Genomic DNA, 17,237 nt, shown 5'->3' with positions numbered 1-17,237 from the left:
AGATTGGAAATAATGCGAAAAGTAATTATTGATTGCGATCCAGGGATCGACGACACTTTAGCTTTATCACTAGCTGTCAAATCCCCTGATATCGAAGTAGTTGCTATTACCGTCGTTTGCGGGAATGTCCCTGTAGATATCGGTACGCAGAATGTGCTGAAATGTTTGGAACGCTGTGATCGTTTAGATATCCCTGTTTATCAAGGAATGGAAAAACCTTTGAAGCAACCTTTCATTAGTGCGCAAGACACTCATGGAATGGATGGATTAGGGGAAACAAATTTCCCGATGGTCTTAGCAAAACAGGCAGAACCGCTCCATGCAGTTGATTTTCTGGCTGATTATTTCAAAGAAAAAACAGATACATCAGTCATTGCTTTGGGTCCTTTGACCAATATCGCTTCTGCTTTGAAAATCAACCCAACTGTTGGGAAACATATGGATCGTTTTGTCTCAATGGGCGGAACTTACAAAAGCCATGGTAACTGTTCACCAGTTGCTGAATACAATTACTGGTGTGATCCTGAAGCAGCTTCTTATGTATTCGAGAAGCTCAAACAACCGATAGAAATGGTTGGGTTAGATGTGACAAGAGAAATCGTCTTGACACCAACTATCCTTGAATATTGCTGCCAAATGAATCCTGAAGAGGGAGAGTATCTAAAAGCGATCACTCGTTTTTATTTTGACTTCCACTGGAAACAAGAAAGAATCTTGGGATGTGTCATCAATGATCCGGTAGCTGTTGCTTATTTTATCGATGAGTCCATCTGTGAAGGCTTTAAAAGCTTCACTGCTGTAGAAACTCAAGGAATAAGTCGCGGGCAAACATTGGTTGATCGTTATGAATTTTGGCAGAAACCTGCTAACAGTAAAATTATGACAAAAGTAGATACTCGTCTTTTTTTCCAAAAGTTTTTAACCGTTCTTTTAAATGCACAAGAAGAAACGATTATGAAAGATTTGGAAAGGTTAAAGATGGGCTAACAAAATGAATAAAAACAAGATGGCAACTCGCGTACTTACAATGATGGCTTTGTGTATTGGGATCAATTATGTTGGAGGAACGATTGCTTTATGGCTTCGTTTGCCAATCTATCTAGACTCTATTGGAACGATTTTTGCTGGCGCGTTGCTTGGTCCCATACCAGGAATGTTGACAGGACTATCCAGCGGTGTATTAAGCGGGGTGACTACAGATATTTTTTCACTGTATTATTCACCGATCCAAATCCTCACAGGTTTGTTGGCTGGATTGATTTTACCAAGGTATCTCGACAAAGACAAAAAACGTTTGAAACTTTTATTACTCGCTTTGATTTTGTCGGTACCTGGAACGATCGTCTCTTCGATCATTACCGTTCAGTTATTTGGCGGAATCACTTCCTCAGGATCTAGCATGATCGTCCAATTATTACATGGGTTAGGTTTCGATCAAACCATCAGTGTGATCTTGGTACAGGCGGGCACAGACTACCTTGACCGTCTGCTGTCTATCGTCGTTGTCTCATTAGTCATCACTATGTTGCCGCAGCGCTTGATATATTCCAAGAGAAAAATAGGATGAACAAACAGAGCCAAATGAGCAAAAAGTTGCTCATCTGGCTCTGTTTTTCATCTATAAAAAAAACTTACGCTAAGTAGGATAAAATAATAGCTTGATATTTTTCGATCATATCTAAATAATTATCGAGCTCGACATACTCATCTACTTGATGAGGCAAAGTAACGACACCAGGTCCAAAGACGACAAAGTCGAAGGAGTGGTCAGCTTTCGTAAATTCGGCTGCATCTGTGGTTGCTGCCGCTCCAACTAAAGGTAATGGCTGACTGAATTGTTGCTGAATGCAATGAATCAAAGGAGAATCTGGATCAGCTTTGACAGGTATTTTGTTGTAATCGATCGTCAATTCCAAATGGTAGTCTGTCTCTTGATTCAATTCCTTGACGATTGATTGCAGTAATGTAATGATTTTATCATTTGGATATTCAGGAATCGATCGGATATTCCCTTGAAGCTGCGCGTGGCTCGGAATGCTGTTTACTTGATTTCCGCCGCTGATCAACGTGACATTATGGATTGTTTTTCCTAAGACGGGATTCTCGATTGTTTCAGCGAGGTGATTCATTTCAGCATTTGCTTTCGTAATAAATTCATTTAGATGATTGATCGCATTATAGCCTTGGTCTGGCATAGAGCTATGCGCTTCTTTTCCGTGCGAGATGACCGTATAGTTGATTGATCCCATGTGTGTGTACATCAAACTGTAATTAGTTGGCTCTCCGATGATCAAGGCATCTAAGTCATCCACATAGCCTGCTTTCGTGAGCTGTTCCCCACCTAATTCACCCACTTCTTCTCCGACAGTGGCTAATAATTTGACTGTTCCGTTAAATGGTTTTCCTGACTCTTTGAGCTCGATCATGGCAATCACCATTGCCGCCAAGCCACTCTTCATATCTGTAGCACCACGTCCGTACAAACGATTCCCATGGATTTCTGCTGCAAAGGGCGCATAGGTCCAAGACGATTCATTCCCCGCCGCCACGACATCCATATGTCCAGATAGGCCTAACACTTTTCCTGATTGCCCTTTTTGGAATTGAGCAATCAGATTATCTCTACCATTACTATAAGAAACGATTTCTCCTATTATGCCATGTTTTTCCAAAAGCTTATTCAAATAAGCTGCTACTTCGCCTTCATTTCCATTCACTGATTTTATTCGGATGATCTCTTGTAAAATCGCAATTTTTTCTTCTTTTTTCATCTAATCTTCTCCTTTGCCGTTTCTTTTTATTGTATTGGAGTACGCCTAGATTTTCAAATAAGAGAGGCCACAGAAAAAAAGGGCGTGACAAAAGCAGCGTCACATTCCCCTTTTCCAAGTAAATGGCGTTCCAATTCTTGCCTCTACGCTAGTAAATCCAACCAAGTAAAAAAACAAGAGAAGCTACTTTGTTGAACTGTTCTTCTGTAGTCAAATCATTTTATTCCTCATCATTGAAAATAAGAGTATCACATGATCTATAATTACCCCTCCTTACGTAATAACCACGTAGCCAATTATTTTCTTCAAGAGAGTAGTCATACTCATATTCATACACACTATTCCTTACCATGAAAAAAATACTGACACCGCCTCTACCACTTTTCGTATCCTTCACCACTCTTGAAATAAAAATATCATAATCGGTTAATTGGTATTCCTCCTCTAATAATTGATACAGTGCTCGTGTAGCTATATGTTTCTTGATTGGAAATTGATAGAGCCATGTACCACCTAACAGTAAAACTATCGAAATAAAAATCTTAGAACAGTAATTTCTTTTTTTAGAAATCCTCCTTCTCATCATCAATTCTCCCATGTTAAGATATGGATCGCTCTTTCATCAAAATAATCAGGAAGATCGTATGGCAAAGCAATAAGCGGCTGATACATTCCTCCTACTTGCACAGCAGCTGAAGCATACCAATAAGCTTGCCAGACGATTTTAGAACAGTAAGTCGGATCCATCCCAAAAATATTTGTAGTTATCCCATATTTATAATTTTTACCATCGTAATTATCTAAAATTTTTTCATTTTTCTGTCTCCCTGTTCAAATGATTTTTATCGAAAGAGGAAGATTGCCATCCCCTTTTTGAAGAGAATCATCCTATCCGAGCGTAAAAGGATATGAATGAAACGAAGACTGCTTCCTCCTCTCTTATTGTTCTATCCTTAAAAGGTCCTATACGATGTTATCTCTTGATAACTGATTTTTTTGGATACTATTGTCTCGTATCGATATTTGTAAATATTATATACAGAAGCCAGTTACAAAAATAAAATTATGAGTTATTTTTAATAAATATGGATATTTATATAATAGGGTTTATATGATACATATAAATAAACAGTTGTTATTATAATAATTTATGTACTCTCCCGATTTTTCTGTTCTTAAAAAAAGAGATTTATTCATCAAATGATTTTCACAACAAAAAAACTCTCTACTTGCTGAAATCAGCAGGTAGAGAGTCTGATTACTTAACTAAGTGATCATGCTCGTCTATCTTTCAATAGGTCGATCATGTATCTTCATTAGAAAAGAATTATTTGTTTTTCAAGTTGTAGAAAGATTTCAAACCTTTGTATTCTGCAACTTCACCAAGTTGGTCTTCGATACGTAGTAATTGATTGTATTTAGCAATACGGTCAGTACGTGATAGAGAACCTGTTTTGATTTGACCAGCGTTTGTTGCAACAGCGATATCAGAGATTGTTGAATCTTCTGTTTCACCAGAACGGTGAGATACAACTGCTGTGTAGCCAGCTTCTTTAGCCATTTCGATAGCTTCGAAAGTTTCTGTTAATGTACCGATTTGGTTCACTTTGATAAGGATTGAGTTAGCAATTCCTTTTTCGATACCTTCAGATAATTTTTGAGTGTTTGTTACGAACAAGTCGTCACCAACTAATTGAACTTTGTCGCCTAATACGTCAGTTAATTTCTTGAATCCGTCCCAGTCGTTTTCGTCTAATCCGTCTTCGATTGAGATGATTGGATATTTAGAAACTAATTCTTCGTAGAATTTGATCATTTCGTCAGTTGTTTTTTCGCCTTCGCCTGAGTCAGCTAGTACGTAAACGCCTTTTTCTTTGTCGTAGAATTCTGAAGAAGCAGCATCCATAGCAAGAACAACGTCTTTACCAGGTACATAGCCAGCTTTTTCGATTGCTTCGATGATTACTTCGAACCCTTCTTCGTTTGAACCAAGGTTTGGAGCAAATCCACCTTCGTCACCAACAGAAGTTGCTAATCCGCGAGCTTTCAAGATTGAAGCTAATGCGTGGAATACTTCAGCACCCATACGTAGAGCTTCTTTGAATGTTGGAGCGCCAACAGGCATGATCATGAACTCTTGGAAGTCGATTGAGTTATCAGCATGTGATCCGCCGTTGATGATGTTCATCATTGGTGTTGGCAATACTTTCGTGTTGAATCCGCCTAGGTAGTGGTATAAAGGTACTTCTAGGTAGTCAGCAGCTGCACGTGCAACAGCGATAGAAACACCTAAAATAGCGTTCGCACCTAATTTACCTTTGTTAGGAGTTCCGTCTAAAGCGATCATAGCTTTGTCGATAGCCATTTGGTCACGAACATCGTAGCCAATGATTGCTTCAGCAATGATGTTGTTTACGTTGTCGACAGCTTTAGTTACACCTTTACCGCCATAACGAGCTTTGTCTCCGTCACGTAATTCAACTGCTTCGTATTCACCAGTTGAAGCACCTGAAGGAACCATTCCGCGGCCAAAAGCTCCGCTTTCTGTGTATACTTCTACTTCGATTGTTGGGTTACCACGTGAGTCTAAGATCTCGCGAGCGTAAACATCAGTAATAATTGACATGTTTTGTCTCTCCTTTGAGTTTGTTTTTTCCTAAGGGATTTCCCTCATATACGATTTTAGTTAATTTTGCTCATTAGTGCAAACATTTCTTGCATTTTTCGCAAATTTTCACCAATTATTTTACAGCGTCTAACAATGACAAGAATGAATCTGCTTGCAAGCTTGCGCCGCCGACTAAAGCACCGTCAACATTTTCTTTTGCCATGTATTCAGCAATATTTTCTGGTTTTACAGAACCGCCGTATTGGATACGAACAGCTTCTGATACTTCTTTTCCATAAAGTTTTTCAACTGTTTGACGTACAACACCACAAATTTCGTCAGCGATTTGTGCGTCAGCTGATTTACCAGTACCGATTGCCCAGATTGGTTCATAAGCAATCACCATGTTTGACACTTGCTCAGCTGAAAGATCAGCTAAACCAGCTGTAATTTGTCCTTCGATCCATTCAGCAGTTTTGCCTGCTTCATATGTTTCTAAAGATTCGCCACAGCATAAGATTGGTGTCATGCCGTTTGCAAAGATAGCTTTTGCTTTTTTATTGATGTCTTCGTCTGTTTCATGGAAATATTCACGACGTTCTGAATGTCCGATGATCACATAGTGAACACCTAGATCAGCAAGAGCTGCTGGTGAAGTTTCACCAGTGAACGCGCCTGAGTTTTCCCAGTAGCAGTTTTGTGCTGAGATTTTTAGTTCTGTACCTTCAGCTGATGTCATTAATTCTTGTAAGAATAATGCAGGAGATCCGATGACTGAATCAACCTTGTCATTTGAAGGGATTTTGTTTTTTACTGCTTCAGCAAATTCTTTTGCTTCTGATGCAGTTTTGTTCATTTTCCAGTTACCTGCGATAATAGGTTTACGCATTGAGGAACACACTCCTTAATTTATTGAAAAATGGCTAGGGAGTCATGAAAACTCCCTTCACCTTTTGATCGATTACTCGTCAGAATAGAGCAAACTTGGCTGTTTATTTATCGTTGATTGCTGCTAGTCCTGGTAATTCTTTACCTTCAAGCAATTCCAAGCTTGCGCCGCCACCTGTTGAGATGTGTGTGAATTTGTCAGCAAAACCTAATTGTTCTGCTGCTGCAGCTGAGTCTCCGCCACCGATGATTGTTGTTGCGCCTTCTAAGTTAGCGATTGCTTCACAAACACCGATTGTACCTTTAGCAAAGTTACTCATTTCAAATACACCCATAGGTCCGTTCCAAACAACTGTTTTTGCACCTTGTAATGTATCAGCAAATAATTTTACTGATGCTGGGCCGATGTCTAAAGCCATCAAACCGTCAGGAATGTCTCCTTCGATTACTTGTGTTTCTACATCATTTGAAAATTCTGGTGCACAGACATTGTCGATTGGCAAGACAAGTTTGTCGCCTGCTTTTTCGATCAATTCTTTTGCTAGTGCTACTTTGTCAGCTTCTACTAGAGAGTTACCGATCTTGATTCCTTTTGCTTCGTAGAATGTGTAAGTCATTCCGCCACCAATCAAGATTTTATCTGCTTTAGGAATCAAGTTTTCGATTACGCCGATTTTATCAGAAACTTTTGCGCCACCAAGGATTGCGATCATTGGGCGTTTTGGTTCTTCTACTGCTTCACCGATGAACTTGATTTCTTTTTCCATCAAGAATCCAGCAACTGTTGGGATACCAGTTGAAGCGATACCTACGTTAGAAGCATGCGCACGGTGAGCTGTACCGAAAGCATCGTTAACAAATACATCACCTAATGAAGCCCAGTATTTACCTAGCTCTGTATCGTTTTTGCTTTCTTTTTTACCGTCAACATCTTCAAAACGTGTGTTTTCAAATACGACAACGTCGCCATCTTTCATGTTGCGGATTGCTTCTTCTAATTGTTCTCCGCGAGTTTCAGGTACGAATGTTACTTCTTTACCTAATAATTCGCCTAGACGTTTTGCAACTGGAGCTAAAGATTTTCCTTCTTTATCTTCTTCTGTTTTTACACGTCCAAGGTGAGAGAAAAGGATTGCTTTTCCGCCTTGTTCTAAAACGTAGTTGATTGTTGGCAATGCTGCTTTGATACGAGTATCGTCAGTGATCACGCCGTCTTTCAAAGGAACATTGAAGTCAACACGGACAAGAACTTTTTTGTCTTTTAAATCGATATCTTTCACTGTTTTCTTAGCCATTTTATTTCCTCCTGAATAAACTTATTATCAAAAAAAGCGGAAGAAGCGCGATTGCTTCCCCGCTTTTAAATGTACATGTCTATCATTTACACTTGTACGTTTGTCTATCTTATAAGTTAGCGAAGTATTCTAAAGTACGTACTAATTGTGCAGTGTATGACATTTCGTTGTCGTACCAAGCAACAGTTTTAACTAATTGTTTGTCGCCAACTGTCATTACTTTAGTTTGTGTAGCATCAAATAATGAACCGTAAGTCATACCAACGATATCTGAAGAAACGATTTCGTCTGTATTGTATCCGTAAGATTCGTTTGAAGCTTCTTTCATTGCTGCGTTGATTTCGTCAACAGTTACTTCTTTTTCAAGAACTGTTACTAATTCTGTTAATGAACCTGTTGGTACAGGAACACGTTGAGCAGCTCCGTCTAATTTACCGTTCAATTCAGGGATTACTAAACCGATAGCTTTAGCAGCACCTGTTGAGTTAGGAACGATGTTTGCAGCAGCAGCGCGTGCACGGCGGAAGTCACCTTTAGGATGAGGTCCGTCTAGAGTCATTTGGTCACCTGTGTAAGCGTGGATAGTTGTCATTAATCCTTCAACAACACCAAATTTGTCGTTCAATGTTTTAGCCATAGGAGCTAAACAGTTAGTTGTACATGAAGCACCTGAGATAACTGTTTCTTTACCAGTTAATGTTTCGTGGTTTGTGTTATAAACGATTGTTGGAACATCGTTTCCGCCAGGAGCAGAGATAACAACGCGTTTAGCACCAGCTGTTAAATGTTTTTCAGCTGCTGATTTAGAAGTGAAGAAACCAGTACATTCTAGAACGATATCTACGCCTAGTTCGCCCCATGGTAATTCTTCTGGATTGCGGTTAGCTAATACTTTAACTTCTTTTCCGTTTACGTTGAATGAACCTTCATGAACTTCAACTGTTCCGTTGAAACGTCCTTGAGTTGTGTCGTATTTTAACAAGTGTGCCAACATTTTAGCATCTGTCAAGTCGTTGATTGCTACTACTTCGATTCCATCTACATCTTGGATACGACGGAATGCTAGACGTCCAATACGTCCAAAACCATTAATACCTACTTTAACTGTCATTTAAGATTTCCTCCTTATGAAAATCAAAAAAATATTTATTTTAAAGGGTTACCCCTTTTAAAATCTCGTTTGCAGCAGCTTCATCAGTAATGAGCCACGTTTGTTTTGGTGCATTTTTCATATAAGCTCGAATTGCTTTGGCTTTTGATTTTCCGCCCGCTATCGCCATGATGATCGGGACTTTCGCCAAATCTTGCAATTCTATGCCGATTCTAGGGACCTTATAAACGACTTCGCCTTTTTCATTGAAAAAGTAGCCAAAGGATTCCGCTACAGCATTTGCTTGTTTCAGCATGACTAATTCTTTTTCAGTCATCTTTCGACGTGCTGCCATGTGTAATGCACGCCCAATACTATGAATAACACAATTCGCCTCACTAATCAAGTTTAAGACTTCTTGGATAGACGGCTCATTGAGTAAAGAATTGTAAGTTGCCAGACTTAATTGTTCCGGAACATAAAGTGCACGGTGGTTTCCGTTTGCTTTAGCAGCCATTCTTGCACTGACAGAATTTGCCTGTACAGTTATCGCTTCACCGATCCCGCCTCTTGCAGGGACAAATAGGTTATGCCGTTTTTTATTTTCCAGATTAGACAACTGTTCTGCTACAACTGCCATGGTGGTTCCTCCCATCACAGCGATGATATTCTCGCCTTCCGGAAGCAGTCGGTCTAAGGCTTCACTCAGCGCTTCGCCGAATGCATCAGCCACTTTGTTTTGCTCTTCGCTGTTTCCTGAAACAACGATACAGCGCTGATTACCAAAATATTCTGCCAACTGTTGTTCGGTTTGATGCGTACCTAAAAGCTGATCCATGAAGTTTTCAAGACTTTGATAAACTTCTTCACCCTTAGTTGTCAGCGTCATTCCGCTTTTTGAGGTATCGATCAAATTCAGATTTTTCAAAAGGTCTGTTTCTGTTCGCAATACTCGTTCTGTTATCCCCATACTTTCCGATAAACTTCGACGTCCAATCGGCTGCATCCAATAGATATTTCGTAAAATTTTATAGCGTTCTTGCAACACTTCGATAATATCTGGTGCAACAGATTCAATCATTTTTATTTCATCTAGCATAGCGATCTCCTTAGTTGGACACTTTACGTCCAATGTAGACTTAAAACGACCCATATACGATAAAAAAAAGAAATTAACTTTTCGAATTTCACATCAATAAAGGGAAATCTCAACCTCACGACTGTTAGTCTAACAGTTTTGCTTTCGTTTTTCAACTAAAAAGATCAGAAAAAGTAAAATACTTTTTCTGATCTTTTGGATGATTAATGATCATAACGTTTTCTTTTTGATGAACTCGGGATTCCTAATAAATCACGGTATTTTGCTACTGTTCGTCTTGAGATCGCTATCTCATCTTTTTTCAGCAATTCAACCAATTTCTGGTCCGACAACGGCTTGCTTTTGTCTTCTTGATCAACTAATTCCTGCAATTTTTTCTTCGCAGTATCTGCTGAAAGATCTTCTGTCTGTTCTGCACCGTTAGTAGGGATTCTTGCAGTGAAAAATTTCTTTAACTCAAATACACCGAAATCTGTTTCCAAATATTTCCCGTTGACTGCTCGACTGACCGTAGATTCATGCACATTTATCTCGGTCGCAACTTCCTTTAACGTAAGAGGTTTGATTGGCCGCTTCTTGTCGATAAAGAAAGCTTTTTGCCGAGAAACAATGACTTGAGCAACCCGCAAAATTGTATCCCCGCGTTGGAGGATCGTTTTCTTCAACCATTCGAATTCCTGTTTCCGTTCTTTTAAATAATTTTCAGTTTCTTTATCTGCTTGTTGTGACATTTGCTTGAAGTAGGTCTCTTGGAATCGGATATTCGGCTGGTTTTTTCGGTTTGAGATGACTTGTACATTTCCATCGTCCACTAATACCCGGACATCAGGAATAATGTACAATTCGCTACTACGGTCGAAAATTCGTCCAGGACTTGGGCTCAATGTTTGCAAATAGTCGAATATTTGCTGAACAGCGTGTAAATCAACAGAAAAACGCTGCGCAATCTCTTTCCATTTTCGCTCCACCAATTGCTCAAAACATTCTTCTAGCACGATATAAGCTAGTTCCGGCGCATAATCATCCCGTTCCGTTTGAAGCATGAGACATTCTTGCAAACTACGTGCACCTACTCCAGCTGGTTCTAATTGCTGGATCAGTGTCAACGCATCGAGCATTTGGATAGACGTCGCTCCGATCTCTTTTCCAGCTTCCTCTAAACTAATCGTCAAAAATCCGTTCAAATCGATGTATTCTACAAGATAAAGAACGATTTTCCTCAAAAAAGTATCTCGGTAATTCAAATGGACTTGTTCAATCAATGAATCAAATAAAGACCCTTTTGTATCAGGAATCTGATTTAGGTAATTTGTCTCTTCTCCTTCATAAGAAGATGAAGAAGCTTTTATGTAATCTGGCTGCCATTCCGGCTCAACAACTTCCACCAATGGATTTTCCATTGCTTGGTTCTCAACGAATGCCAACAGCTCTTCACTGTTATATTGTAAAACTTGGATGGACTGCTGCAACTGTTGCGTCATGGCTAGTTTCTGTGTCTGCTGCTGTTTTTGTGAAAAATTTTGCTCAAATTTCATTTTTTTGTCCAATCCCCTTGTAATTTTTTATCTGTTTAGTTACAATTATCCCAGTGCTTGCGTCCTTAGTGTAGTGGATATCACGTAAGATTCCGGTTCTTGAGACGGGGGTTCGATTCCCTCAGGACGCGTTCTATTTTTTTATAGCAGGATTCACGACACTTTCTACCAGAGACGGAAAGTGTCTTTTTGCTTTTCTTAAAATTTACCTACCTGTTAATTCCCATCCTCAACGCTGCGCAAGTCACTTTTATTTTTGAAATGCTGATGTTTGAATGTCTTCCATGACCACATGCTAAAGTAGATACGCACTTATTATACCTGTTCATCTAACCACTTATCAATCACAATTCGACTAAATCACCAGAATCTATTCACTCCAACATAAAATGTACGTATAATTGACTTTTATCCCTTTTGCTTATGGACATATTCTAATACTTCTAATTTTTTGTTGATTCATCTCTTTTGTATGAATAACTTTATTTTCATGTCAAATCATCTTGTTTATACAATAAAATTTGAATAAGGTTAAATATTACAGCTACTTGGTTAATTGTATCATTTAGATTTTTGAACGTATTTTTGTTTTATTATCAATTTATCGAATTTGGTGATAAAACATTGATTCGACGATCTTAATTACTAAATAATAAAAAATCGATACTTGGAATGGTATACATTCTTTGCTTGATTCGTTCATATTTTTGTCTTCCTTAATCTTCAATTCTTAGATTAATTATGTTCCAAGTATCGATAAGTTTGGAGGAAAACTATGAAAAATGCAAAAATTCGCAAGGCAGAAAAAGTCGATGCTACTGCGTGGTGGATCGTCATTTGACATCACGTCCAAACACATGAAAGAGGCGGGATTGACTCTCGCCTTTTTTCACATCAAGGAGAGGAAAAATGTCTTATATCAGCCCGAGAGTAAAACCAATCTATCCGTTATATAAGCTCAACTCAAACATATTTCGTATTGGCGCGCAATTAGGTATAACAACTGAAATCGAAGAGGAAGACAATCAATTTTGGACATTGGCGAATTTATTGAATGGTAAAAATAAATTGGGCCATATCATAACTTCTATGCAAAAAAAATATCCCGAGCTGACAGAACAAAATATAGTAGACGGGATTAATCTCCTAAATGATGAAGGCGTATTAGAAGAAAGTTTGCCTAATAAAGCAACAGAGGAAAGGTACCTGCCTAACGTAAACTATTTCAGTAGATTCATAGATACTAGCGGGGATAGATTCCTAATCCAGAAAGAAATAAATGAAACAAAAATTCTTTTACTCGGTCTAGGCGGTGGTGGTTCTAATATCCTAACACTCTTAGCAGGCTTAGGACCAAAATCAATAAAAATAGTCGATTATGACATTGTCGAACTTGGAAATCTCGGTAGACAATTTCTTTATCGCGAGAATGATATTGGAAAAAAGAAAACAGAAATTGCTAAGAGTGCAGTAGAAAAAATGAATTCATTAATAAAAATTGAAGCTTTTGATAAAAAAATAGTTGTTGTTGAAGACGTATTAGAACTAATAAATGATGTTGACATAGTCATCTGTGCAATTGATGAGCCTCCATTTATTATTCATCGAATAGTGAATGAAGCGATTGTGAAAGCAGGAATTCCATGCGTATTTGGTGCTTCTCAAGTAAGTAGAGGACGAGTCTATAGTGTTGTTCCTAGAGTTACCGGATGCTTTGATTGGCTAAATCTTCACTTCAGCAAAAATGATTCAAAATTTATTGAGCAATTCATTGCATTCAGAAATATAAACTTTGATCCTCCTTCTATTGCTTACGGTCCAGGAATTTTCCAATTAGTTGCCGGAATAGTTGATGAAGTAGTCAGAATAATCACACAATACGCACCACCTAGAAGTTTAGGAACACAGTACGAAATCAACTACGAGGATGGCTCATCATTCTGTCACCCATCTTGGCCTAGGTTTGCCAGTGAGTGTCCTACATGTGGAGCTGGTAACCATGATGACTGGGCAATTTTTCAGTATTACAAACAGTAGGAGTGATTATTTTGTCTGACTTCCTCACGTTGGCTCCATACAAAAAAAGAAAATTAAAAAACGGTGAATGGATAATCGTGTCAAGATCAGGAAATCCTTTGGTGATTGACAGAAACACATTAAACCTTCTAAAAAAAGGAAAAGTAAACAATGACTTGCTTGATTCATTATTTATCACAATGTTAAACGATGGTGGCTTTCTTGAAGGAACATCTGGAAACATAAAAATTCCAGTAGAGCCTCACTCTGCTCTATTTAGATTTTTCTCAATTTTTGTCTTGCTAGCCGGTTTTATTTCATTTTTCATGGTGATTCTTTTCCTATATCTTAATGGACTTCCATTTAAATCAAGCATCATTTTTTTAATAGAAAATCCACTTATAGGTTTGGCTCAGCTCATTGTTTTTACGACTTTGACTACAGGATTACATGAAATCATGCACCTTATTTTTTCAAATAGACTGTTCTCAAAAGAAAAAGAACTAAATTTATGTTTCAAAAAAGCAGTTGCTACCATATCAATGACCCATGTGTGGACCTGGTCTTTATTAGGGAGAATGGCGGCCATATTATCAGGGATATGTTTAGATTTGTGTATCCTTTTACTGCTCCTTTTTTTCCCGATGATTGGCGTTAATTTCGAAGTTATTCTGCTTTTTCAAGGTGTCTTGATTACTCGAATTGCTTGGCAATTTCGAGTCTACAGTACAACTGACATACGTTTAACTTTAAATATGATTAGGGATGATCCTTTTTTGTTTGATAACAAGACTTGCCATTCGAAATTAATCCTTGCTCTAGGAATGGGAGCAGATATATTCATTCTTTTAGTGTGGTTAATACCAACAATCAACTACTTTAGGACGTGATTTTACTATGAACAATCATTTAAGTATCCATTCTCTTTCAAAAAAATATAAAAATAGTAGTAATTTTGCCAATAAAAATATAACTATCGTTTTTTCCCCTGGAGAAATTGTTGCTGTAACTGGACACAACGGTGCAGGAAAAACAACTTTCTTAAATCAAATCATAGGCGTAACAAAACCTACTTCCGGTAGTATTACTTTCCAAGGCCACTCTTTAGATAAAAACTGGAAAATGGCTAGGCAATTTGCAGCAATGATGCCCCAATTTCATGCACCATTAGATGGGGTTACCATGCAACAGTCTATTGAAGCTATTTTAAGGATACGAGGATTTAATAAATCTGATACTCAGACTCATGTTATAGAGATTATGCAAGAACTTAAAATTTCGAAATGGGCACATGTGCAAGGGCAGAAACTATCAGGCGGATTGCAAAGGCTTACTTCATTTGCCATGTCTATTGTTGCCCCTCCACCAATCTTACTGCTTGATGAACCTACAAATGATGTTGATCCGATAAGAAGAAAAATCATTTGGAATTCGTTAAGAAAATTGGCTCAAAAAGGACACATTGTAATTGTGGTAACTCACAATTTACTCGAAGTAGATCAATATGCAGATAGATATCTACTCTTTGATAAGGGAACTTTAATTAAAGATGCGTATGTTCGCGAATCGTTAGAAAAAACGTTGATCCAAATGCACCTTGTACTATTCTCTGAGAAGGAATTTGAAATGCAAGAATTACCTAGAAATATTGGCTGTATCTTACAAAAGGGTGAGTTACGTTATGATATCACTTTATCACAAGAACAAGTAGTTGATGCAATGATATGGATTAATGAAAAGATTTCATCAAGAGAAGTAACGAACTATAGCTTATCACCTCAAACATTAGAAAACACATACGGAGGATTAACGAATGAAAAATAAACAAAGCTACGATTCCTATTCACGCCCTTCCGATAGTCGATTATTTCAATTATACGCTTTACTTAGATGGAGTCTAATAAGATACAAGGTACTTTTGCCAGTCTTTACAGTGGCCCAACTGCTACTATCATTAGCAATTGTTTACGGACTCACTTTTTTAATTCCTACAATGGATGATACAACCGCTGTTTATTTATCCTCTGGTGCAATAGTACTTGGGATTATTGCTGTCGGGTGCGTCTTATCGACACAGATAGTAAGCACTGCTAAGCAAAACGGAATCGTTTCTTATCAAAGAACACTGCCCGTTTCCCGATTCAATCTCCTATTTGCTGATTTTATTATCTGGGGATTCGCTTCTTTACCAGGAATCCTTATGTCTTTTCTTGCTTCATCCCTAAAATTTGGTCTAGCGATTCATTTTTCTGTCCTGTCTGTCGCTTTATTGATTTTAGCTCAAATGTCGATGATTTCTATCAGATTTTGTATTGCTTACTGGCTGCCCGCTAACGGAGTGTCTTTAATGACACAAATCATCATGATTGGCGGGTTACTTTTTTCACCGATTACTTATCCGGCCGATAGACTGCCTGAATGGACAAAAATAATATATGATTTCTTACCTTTTGTCCCAACAGCCAATTTGATTCGTACTTCTTTTTTTGGCTCTGGATTTATTCAGCTAAAAAATATCCTAACAGTTAGTATTTGGTTAATCATCACCGGCGCATTGTCATTAAGAGCATTATCACGGAGGAATTGAAGATTTTGAGAAGAATTGAAATAACTGAATTATATAAAACCACCTCTGAACACTTCAGACTGAACATTGAACAACTCGATTTATATTCAGACACGATTTACGGATTGATAGGACCCAATGGATCTGGAAAAACCACTTTATTGAAATGCATTTGCGGACTATTGATTCCTGACAGTGGGACGATAAACTACACCGATGATCTATCTCAAGCGCCTGCTATGATTGATTTAGGGATGATTGGAACTAATTTTATTGATTTGGATGGATTAAACAGTCTTTCATTGGATGAAATTTATTGGGATCAAGTTGTTTATCATCACTTGCTTGATCCACCTTTACTTCAAGAATTATTAAATGATGTCGCTTTGAATGTATCAGGCACTTTGATTTTCAGAAAAATGTCATTAGGGATGAAACAACGCTTTATGTTGGGGATAAGCTTGCTTTCAGATCCTCAAATTATTTTACTAGATGAACCATTTAATGGCCTTGATCCTGATGGCGTACAGCTTTTTATAGAATGTTTAAAATCTCAGATCAATGATCGAATTATCGTTATAAGTAGCCATGGGCTAGAAGATCTAGAAACATTTATTCACTCCGTAATTTTTATAGAAAATGGTGAGCCAAGAGAGCCTCTTCTTCTTGAAACAATAAAAAATAAAGGGAAGGGTGGATTAAGAGATTATTATGATAAACAAAAAAGCAGCCAAGGATGAACAGGGCCATAAGATCAAAATATTTCAATACGAAGTGAAAAAAATAAAAAAGTTACTGCCAAAAATATTTGTGATAGGTTTAATCACTCAAACAACCGCTTTCTTATTTTTTCTCTTCATTGGTAAATATGAGGAGCATGGTAAGTTATTTAGCAGTTTCATTGGATTGATATCGCTATCCACTACTCTTGCAATCTGTATTTTGTCTATAGTAGGCGCAGTATTTATTAGGAAACTGATTGTTCATCTATATATTGGAAATCAAAGAGCTCGAATGTTTCTTTTTCCTATAAAACGCAGTCAGCTTTTTCTTACAAAAAATGTTTCTTTTTTTCTTATATTCTTGTTAGGATCGATTTTTTCACTAATTGTATCCTTTATTTTCGAATTACTCCTTTATGCTATATTCAACGATCCACAAAGCTTAAGTATGATTGTTTTCGTTCATTCTATACTCATTAAAATCACCTGTTGTCTACTGTTGTGTTCTATCATTACCCTCTCTGAAATCGTAGCTGTTAGAATGCAATCTGAGACAGTGACCATTATCACTGCTGTTATAAACATTATAGGTGTTTCAAATATTGTCGTTTTAGGTGCATTGAATTACACAATATTAACATTTATAC

Annotated in this window: 17 protein-coding genes and 1 tRNA gene; 9 read left to right on the top strand and 9 right to left on the bottom strand. The window is 37.7% G+C overall.

The window, feature by feature from the left end:
- Positions 1-12: 12 nt before the first annotated feature.
- Positions 13-987: a nucleoside hydrolase gene (locus ESP02_RS07230; protein ID WP_002400561.1), complete on the top strand. Its 975-nt coding sequence runs from the start codon at positions 13-15 to the stop codon at positions 985-987.
- A 4-nt stretch (positions 988-991) separates the two neighbouring features.
- Entirely contained in the window at positions 992-1,567 is a 576-nt protein-coding gene (locus tag ESP02_RS07225) for an ECF transporter S component (protein ID WP_002400562.1), read from the top strand.
- 64 nt (positions 1,568-1,631) lie between these two features.
- Here the strand turns inward: ESP02_RS07225 and ESP02_RS07220 are convergent, their stop codons facing one another.
- The 9 genes from ESP02_RS07220 to rpoN form a co-directional block, all read right to left on the bottom strand.
- On the bottom strand, positions 1,632-2,771 hold the full coding sequence (locus ESP02_RS07220) for an ArgE/DapE family deacylase (protein ID WP_002400563.1): 1,140 nt from the start codon (positions 2,769-2,771) through the stop codon (positions 1,632-1,634).
- A gap of 220 nt (positions 2,772-2,991) precedes the next feature.
- Positions 2,992-3,369: a hypothetical protein gene (locus ESP02_RS07215; protein ID WP_002400564.1), complete on the bottom strand. Its 378-nt coding sequence runs from the start codon at positions 3,367-3,369 to the stop codon at positions 2,992-2,994.
- A complete protein-coding gene (locus tag ESP02_RS13325; RefSeq protein WP_002292811.1) occupies positions 3,357-3,518 on the bottom strand; it encodes a hypothetical protein in 162 nt (53 codons plus the stop codon). The genes ESP02_RS07215 and ESP02_RS13325 overlap by 13 nt, the downstream gene beginning before the upstream one ends.
- 580 nt (positions 3,519-4,098) lie before the next feature.
- Positions 4,099-5,397 (bottom strand): phosphopyruvate hydratase, encoded by a 1,299-nt coding sequence (eno, locus tag ESP02_RS07210; protein WP_002292812.1) that lies wholly within the window; start codon positions 5,395-5,397, stop codon positions 4,099-4,101.
- 115 nt (positions 5,398-5,512) lie between these two features.
- A complete protein-coding gene (tpiA, locus tag ESP02_RS07205) occupies positions 5,513-6,268 on the bottom strand; it encodes a triose-phosphate isomerase (RefSeq protein ID WP_002292815.1) in 756 nt (251 codons plus the stop codon).
- Positions 6,269-6,371: 103 nt separating this feature from the next.
- On the bottom strand, positions 6,372-7,562 hold the full coding sequence (gene pgk, locus ESP02_RS07200) for a phosphoglycerate kinase (protein WP_010732134.1): 1,191 nt from the start codon (positions 7,560-7,562) through the stop codon (positions 6,372-6,374).
- Positions 7,563-7,671: 109 nt separating this feature from the next.
- Positions 7,672-8,673, bottom strand: coding sequence for a type I glyceraldehyde-3-phosphate dehydrogenase (gene gap / locus ESP02_RS07195; protein WP_002292818.1), 1,002 nt, complete (start codon positions 8,671-8,673; stop codon positions 7,672-7,674).
- A gap of 40 nt (positions 8,674-8,713) precedes the next feature.
- Entirely contained in the window at positions 8,714-9,805 is a 1,092-nt protein-coding gene (locus tag ESP02_RS07190; protein WP_002400567.1) for a sugar-binding transcriptional regulator, read from the bottom strand.
- Between the two features lie 149 nt (positions 9,806-9,954).
- The gene (gene rpoN / locus ESP02_RS07185; RefSeq protein ID WP_002400568.1) at positions 9,955-11,286 is read right to left on the bottom strand and encodes an RNA polymerase factor sigma-54; all 1,332 of its coding nucleotides are present in this window, start codon (positions 11,284-11,286) and stop codon (positions 9,955-9,957) included.
- A gap of 59 nt (positions 11,287-11,345) precedes the next feature.
- Here rpoN and ESP02_RS07180 point away from each other — a divergent pair.
- From ESP02_RS07180 to ESP02_RS13390, 7 genes are all read left to right on the top strand, one after another.
- Positions 11,346-11,417 (top strand) — tRNA-Arg (locus ESP02_RS07180).
- Between the two features lie 778 nt (positions 11,418-12,195).
- Positions 12,196-13,323 carry a ThiF family adenylyltransferase gene (locus tag ESP02_RS07175; protein WP_002400570.1) on the top strand — a complete coding sequence of 376 codons (1,128 nt, stop codon included), beginning with the start codon at positions 12,196-12,198 and terminating at the stop codon, positions 13,321-13,323.
- A 2-nt stretch (positions 13,324-13,325) separates the two neighbouring features.
- A complete protein-coding gene (locus ESP02_RS07170; RefSeq protein WP_002400571.1) occupies positions 13,326-14,192 on the top strand; it encodes a hypothetical protein in 867 nt (288 codons plus the stop codon).
- Between the two features lie 7 nt (positions 14,193-14,199).
- The gene (locus ESP02_RS07165; protein ID WP_002400572.1) at positions 14,200-15,126 is read left to right on the top strand and encodes an ABC transporter ATP-binding protein; all 927 of its coding nucleotides are present in this window, start codon (positions 14,200-14,202) and stop codon (positions 15,124-15,126) included.
- On the top strand, positions 15,116-15,889 hold the full coding sequence (locus ESP02_RS07160) for an ABC transporter permease (RefSeq protein ID WP_002400573.1): 774 nt from the start codon (positions 15,116-15,118) through the stop codon (positions 15,887-15,889). The genes ESP02_RS07165 and ESP02_RS07160 overlap by 11 nt, the downstream gene beginning before the upstream one ends.
- Before the next feature lie 5 nt (positions 15,890-15,894).
- Positions 15,895-16,608, top strand: a complete 714-nt coding sequence (locus ESP02_RS07155) for an ATP-binding cassette domain-containing protein (protein ID WP_010732120.1) — start codon at positions 15,895-15,897, stop codon at positions 16,606-16,608.
- The coding region (locus tag ESP02_RS13390) for a hypothetical protein (protein ID WP_146926024.1) at positions 16,580-17,237 on the top strand (658 nt) is incomplete at its 3' end. The genes ESP02_RS07155 and ESP02_RS13390, both read left to right, overlap by 29 nt.

It is taken from the genome of Enterococcus sp. NBRC 3427 (assembly GCF_007996925.1).
Lineage (GTDB): Bacteria > Bacillota > Bacilli > Lactobacillales > Enterococcaceae > Enterococcus_B > Enterococcus_B lactis.
Note: the sequence above shows the minus strand (reverse complement) of the source record. Positions and strands in the feature narration are given on the sequence as shown.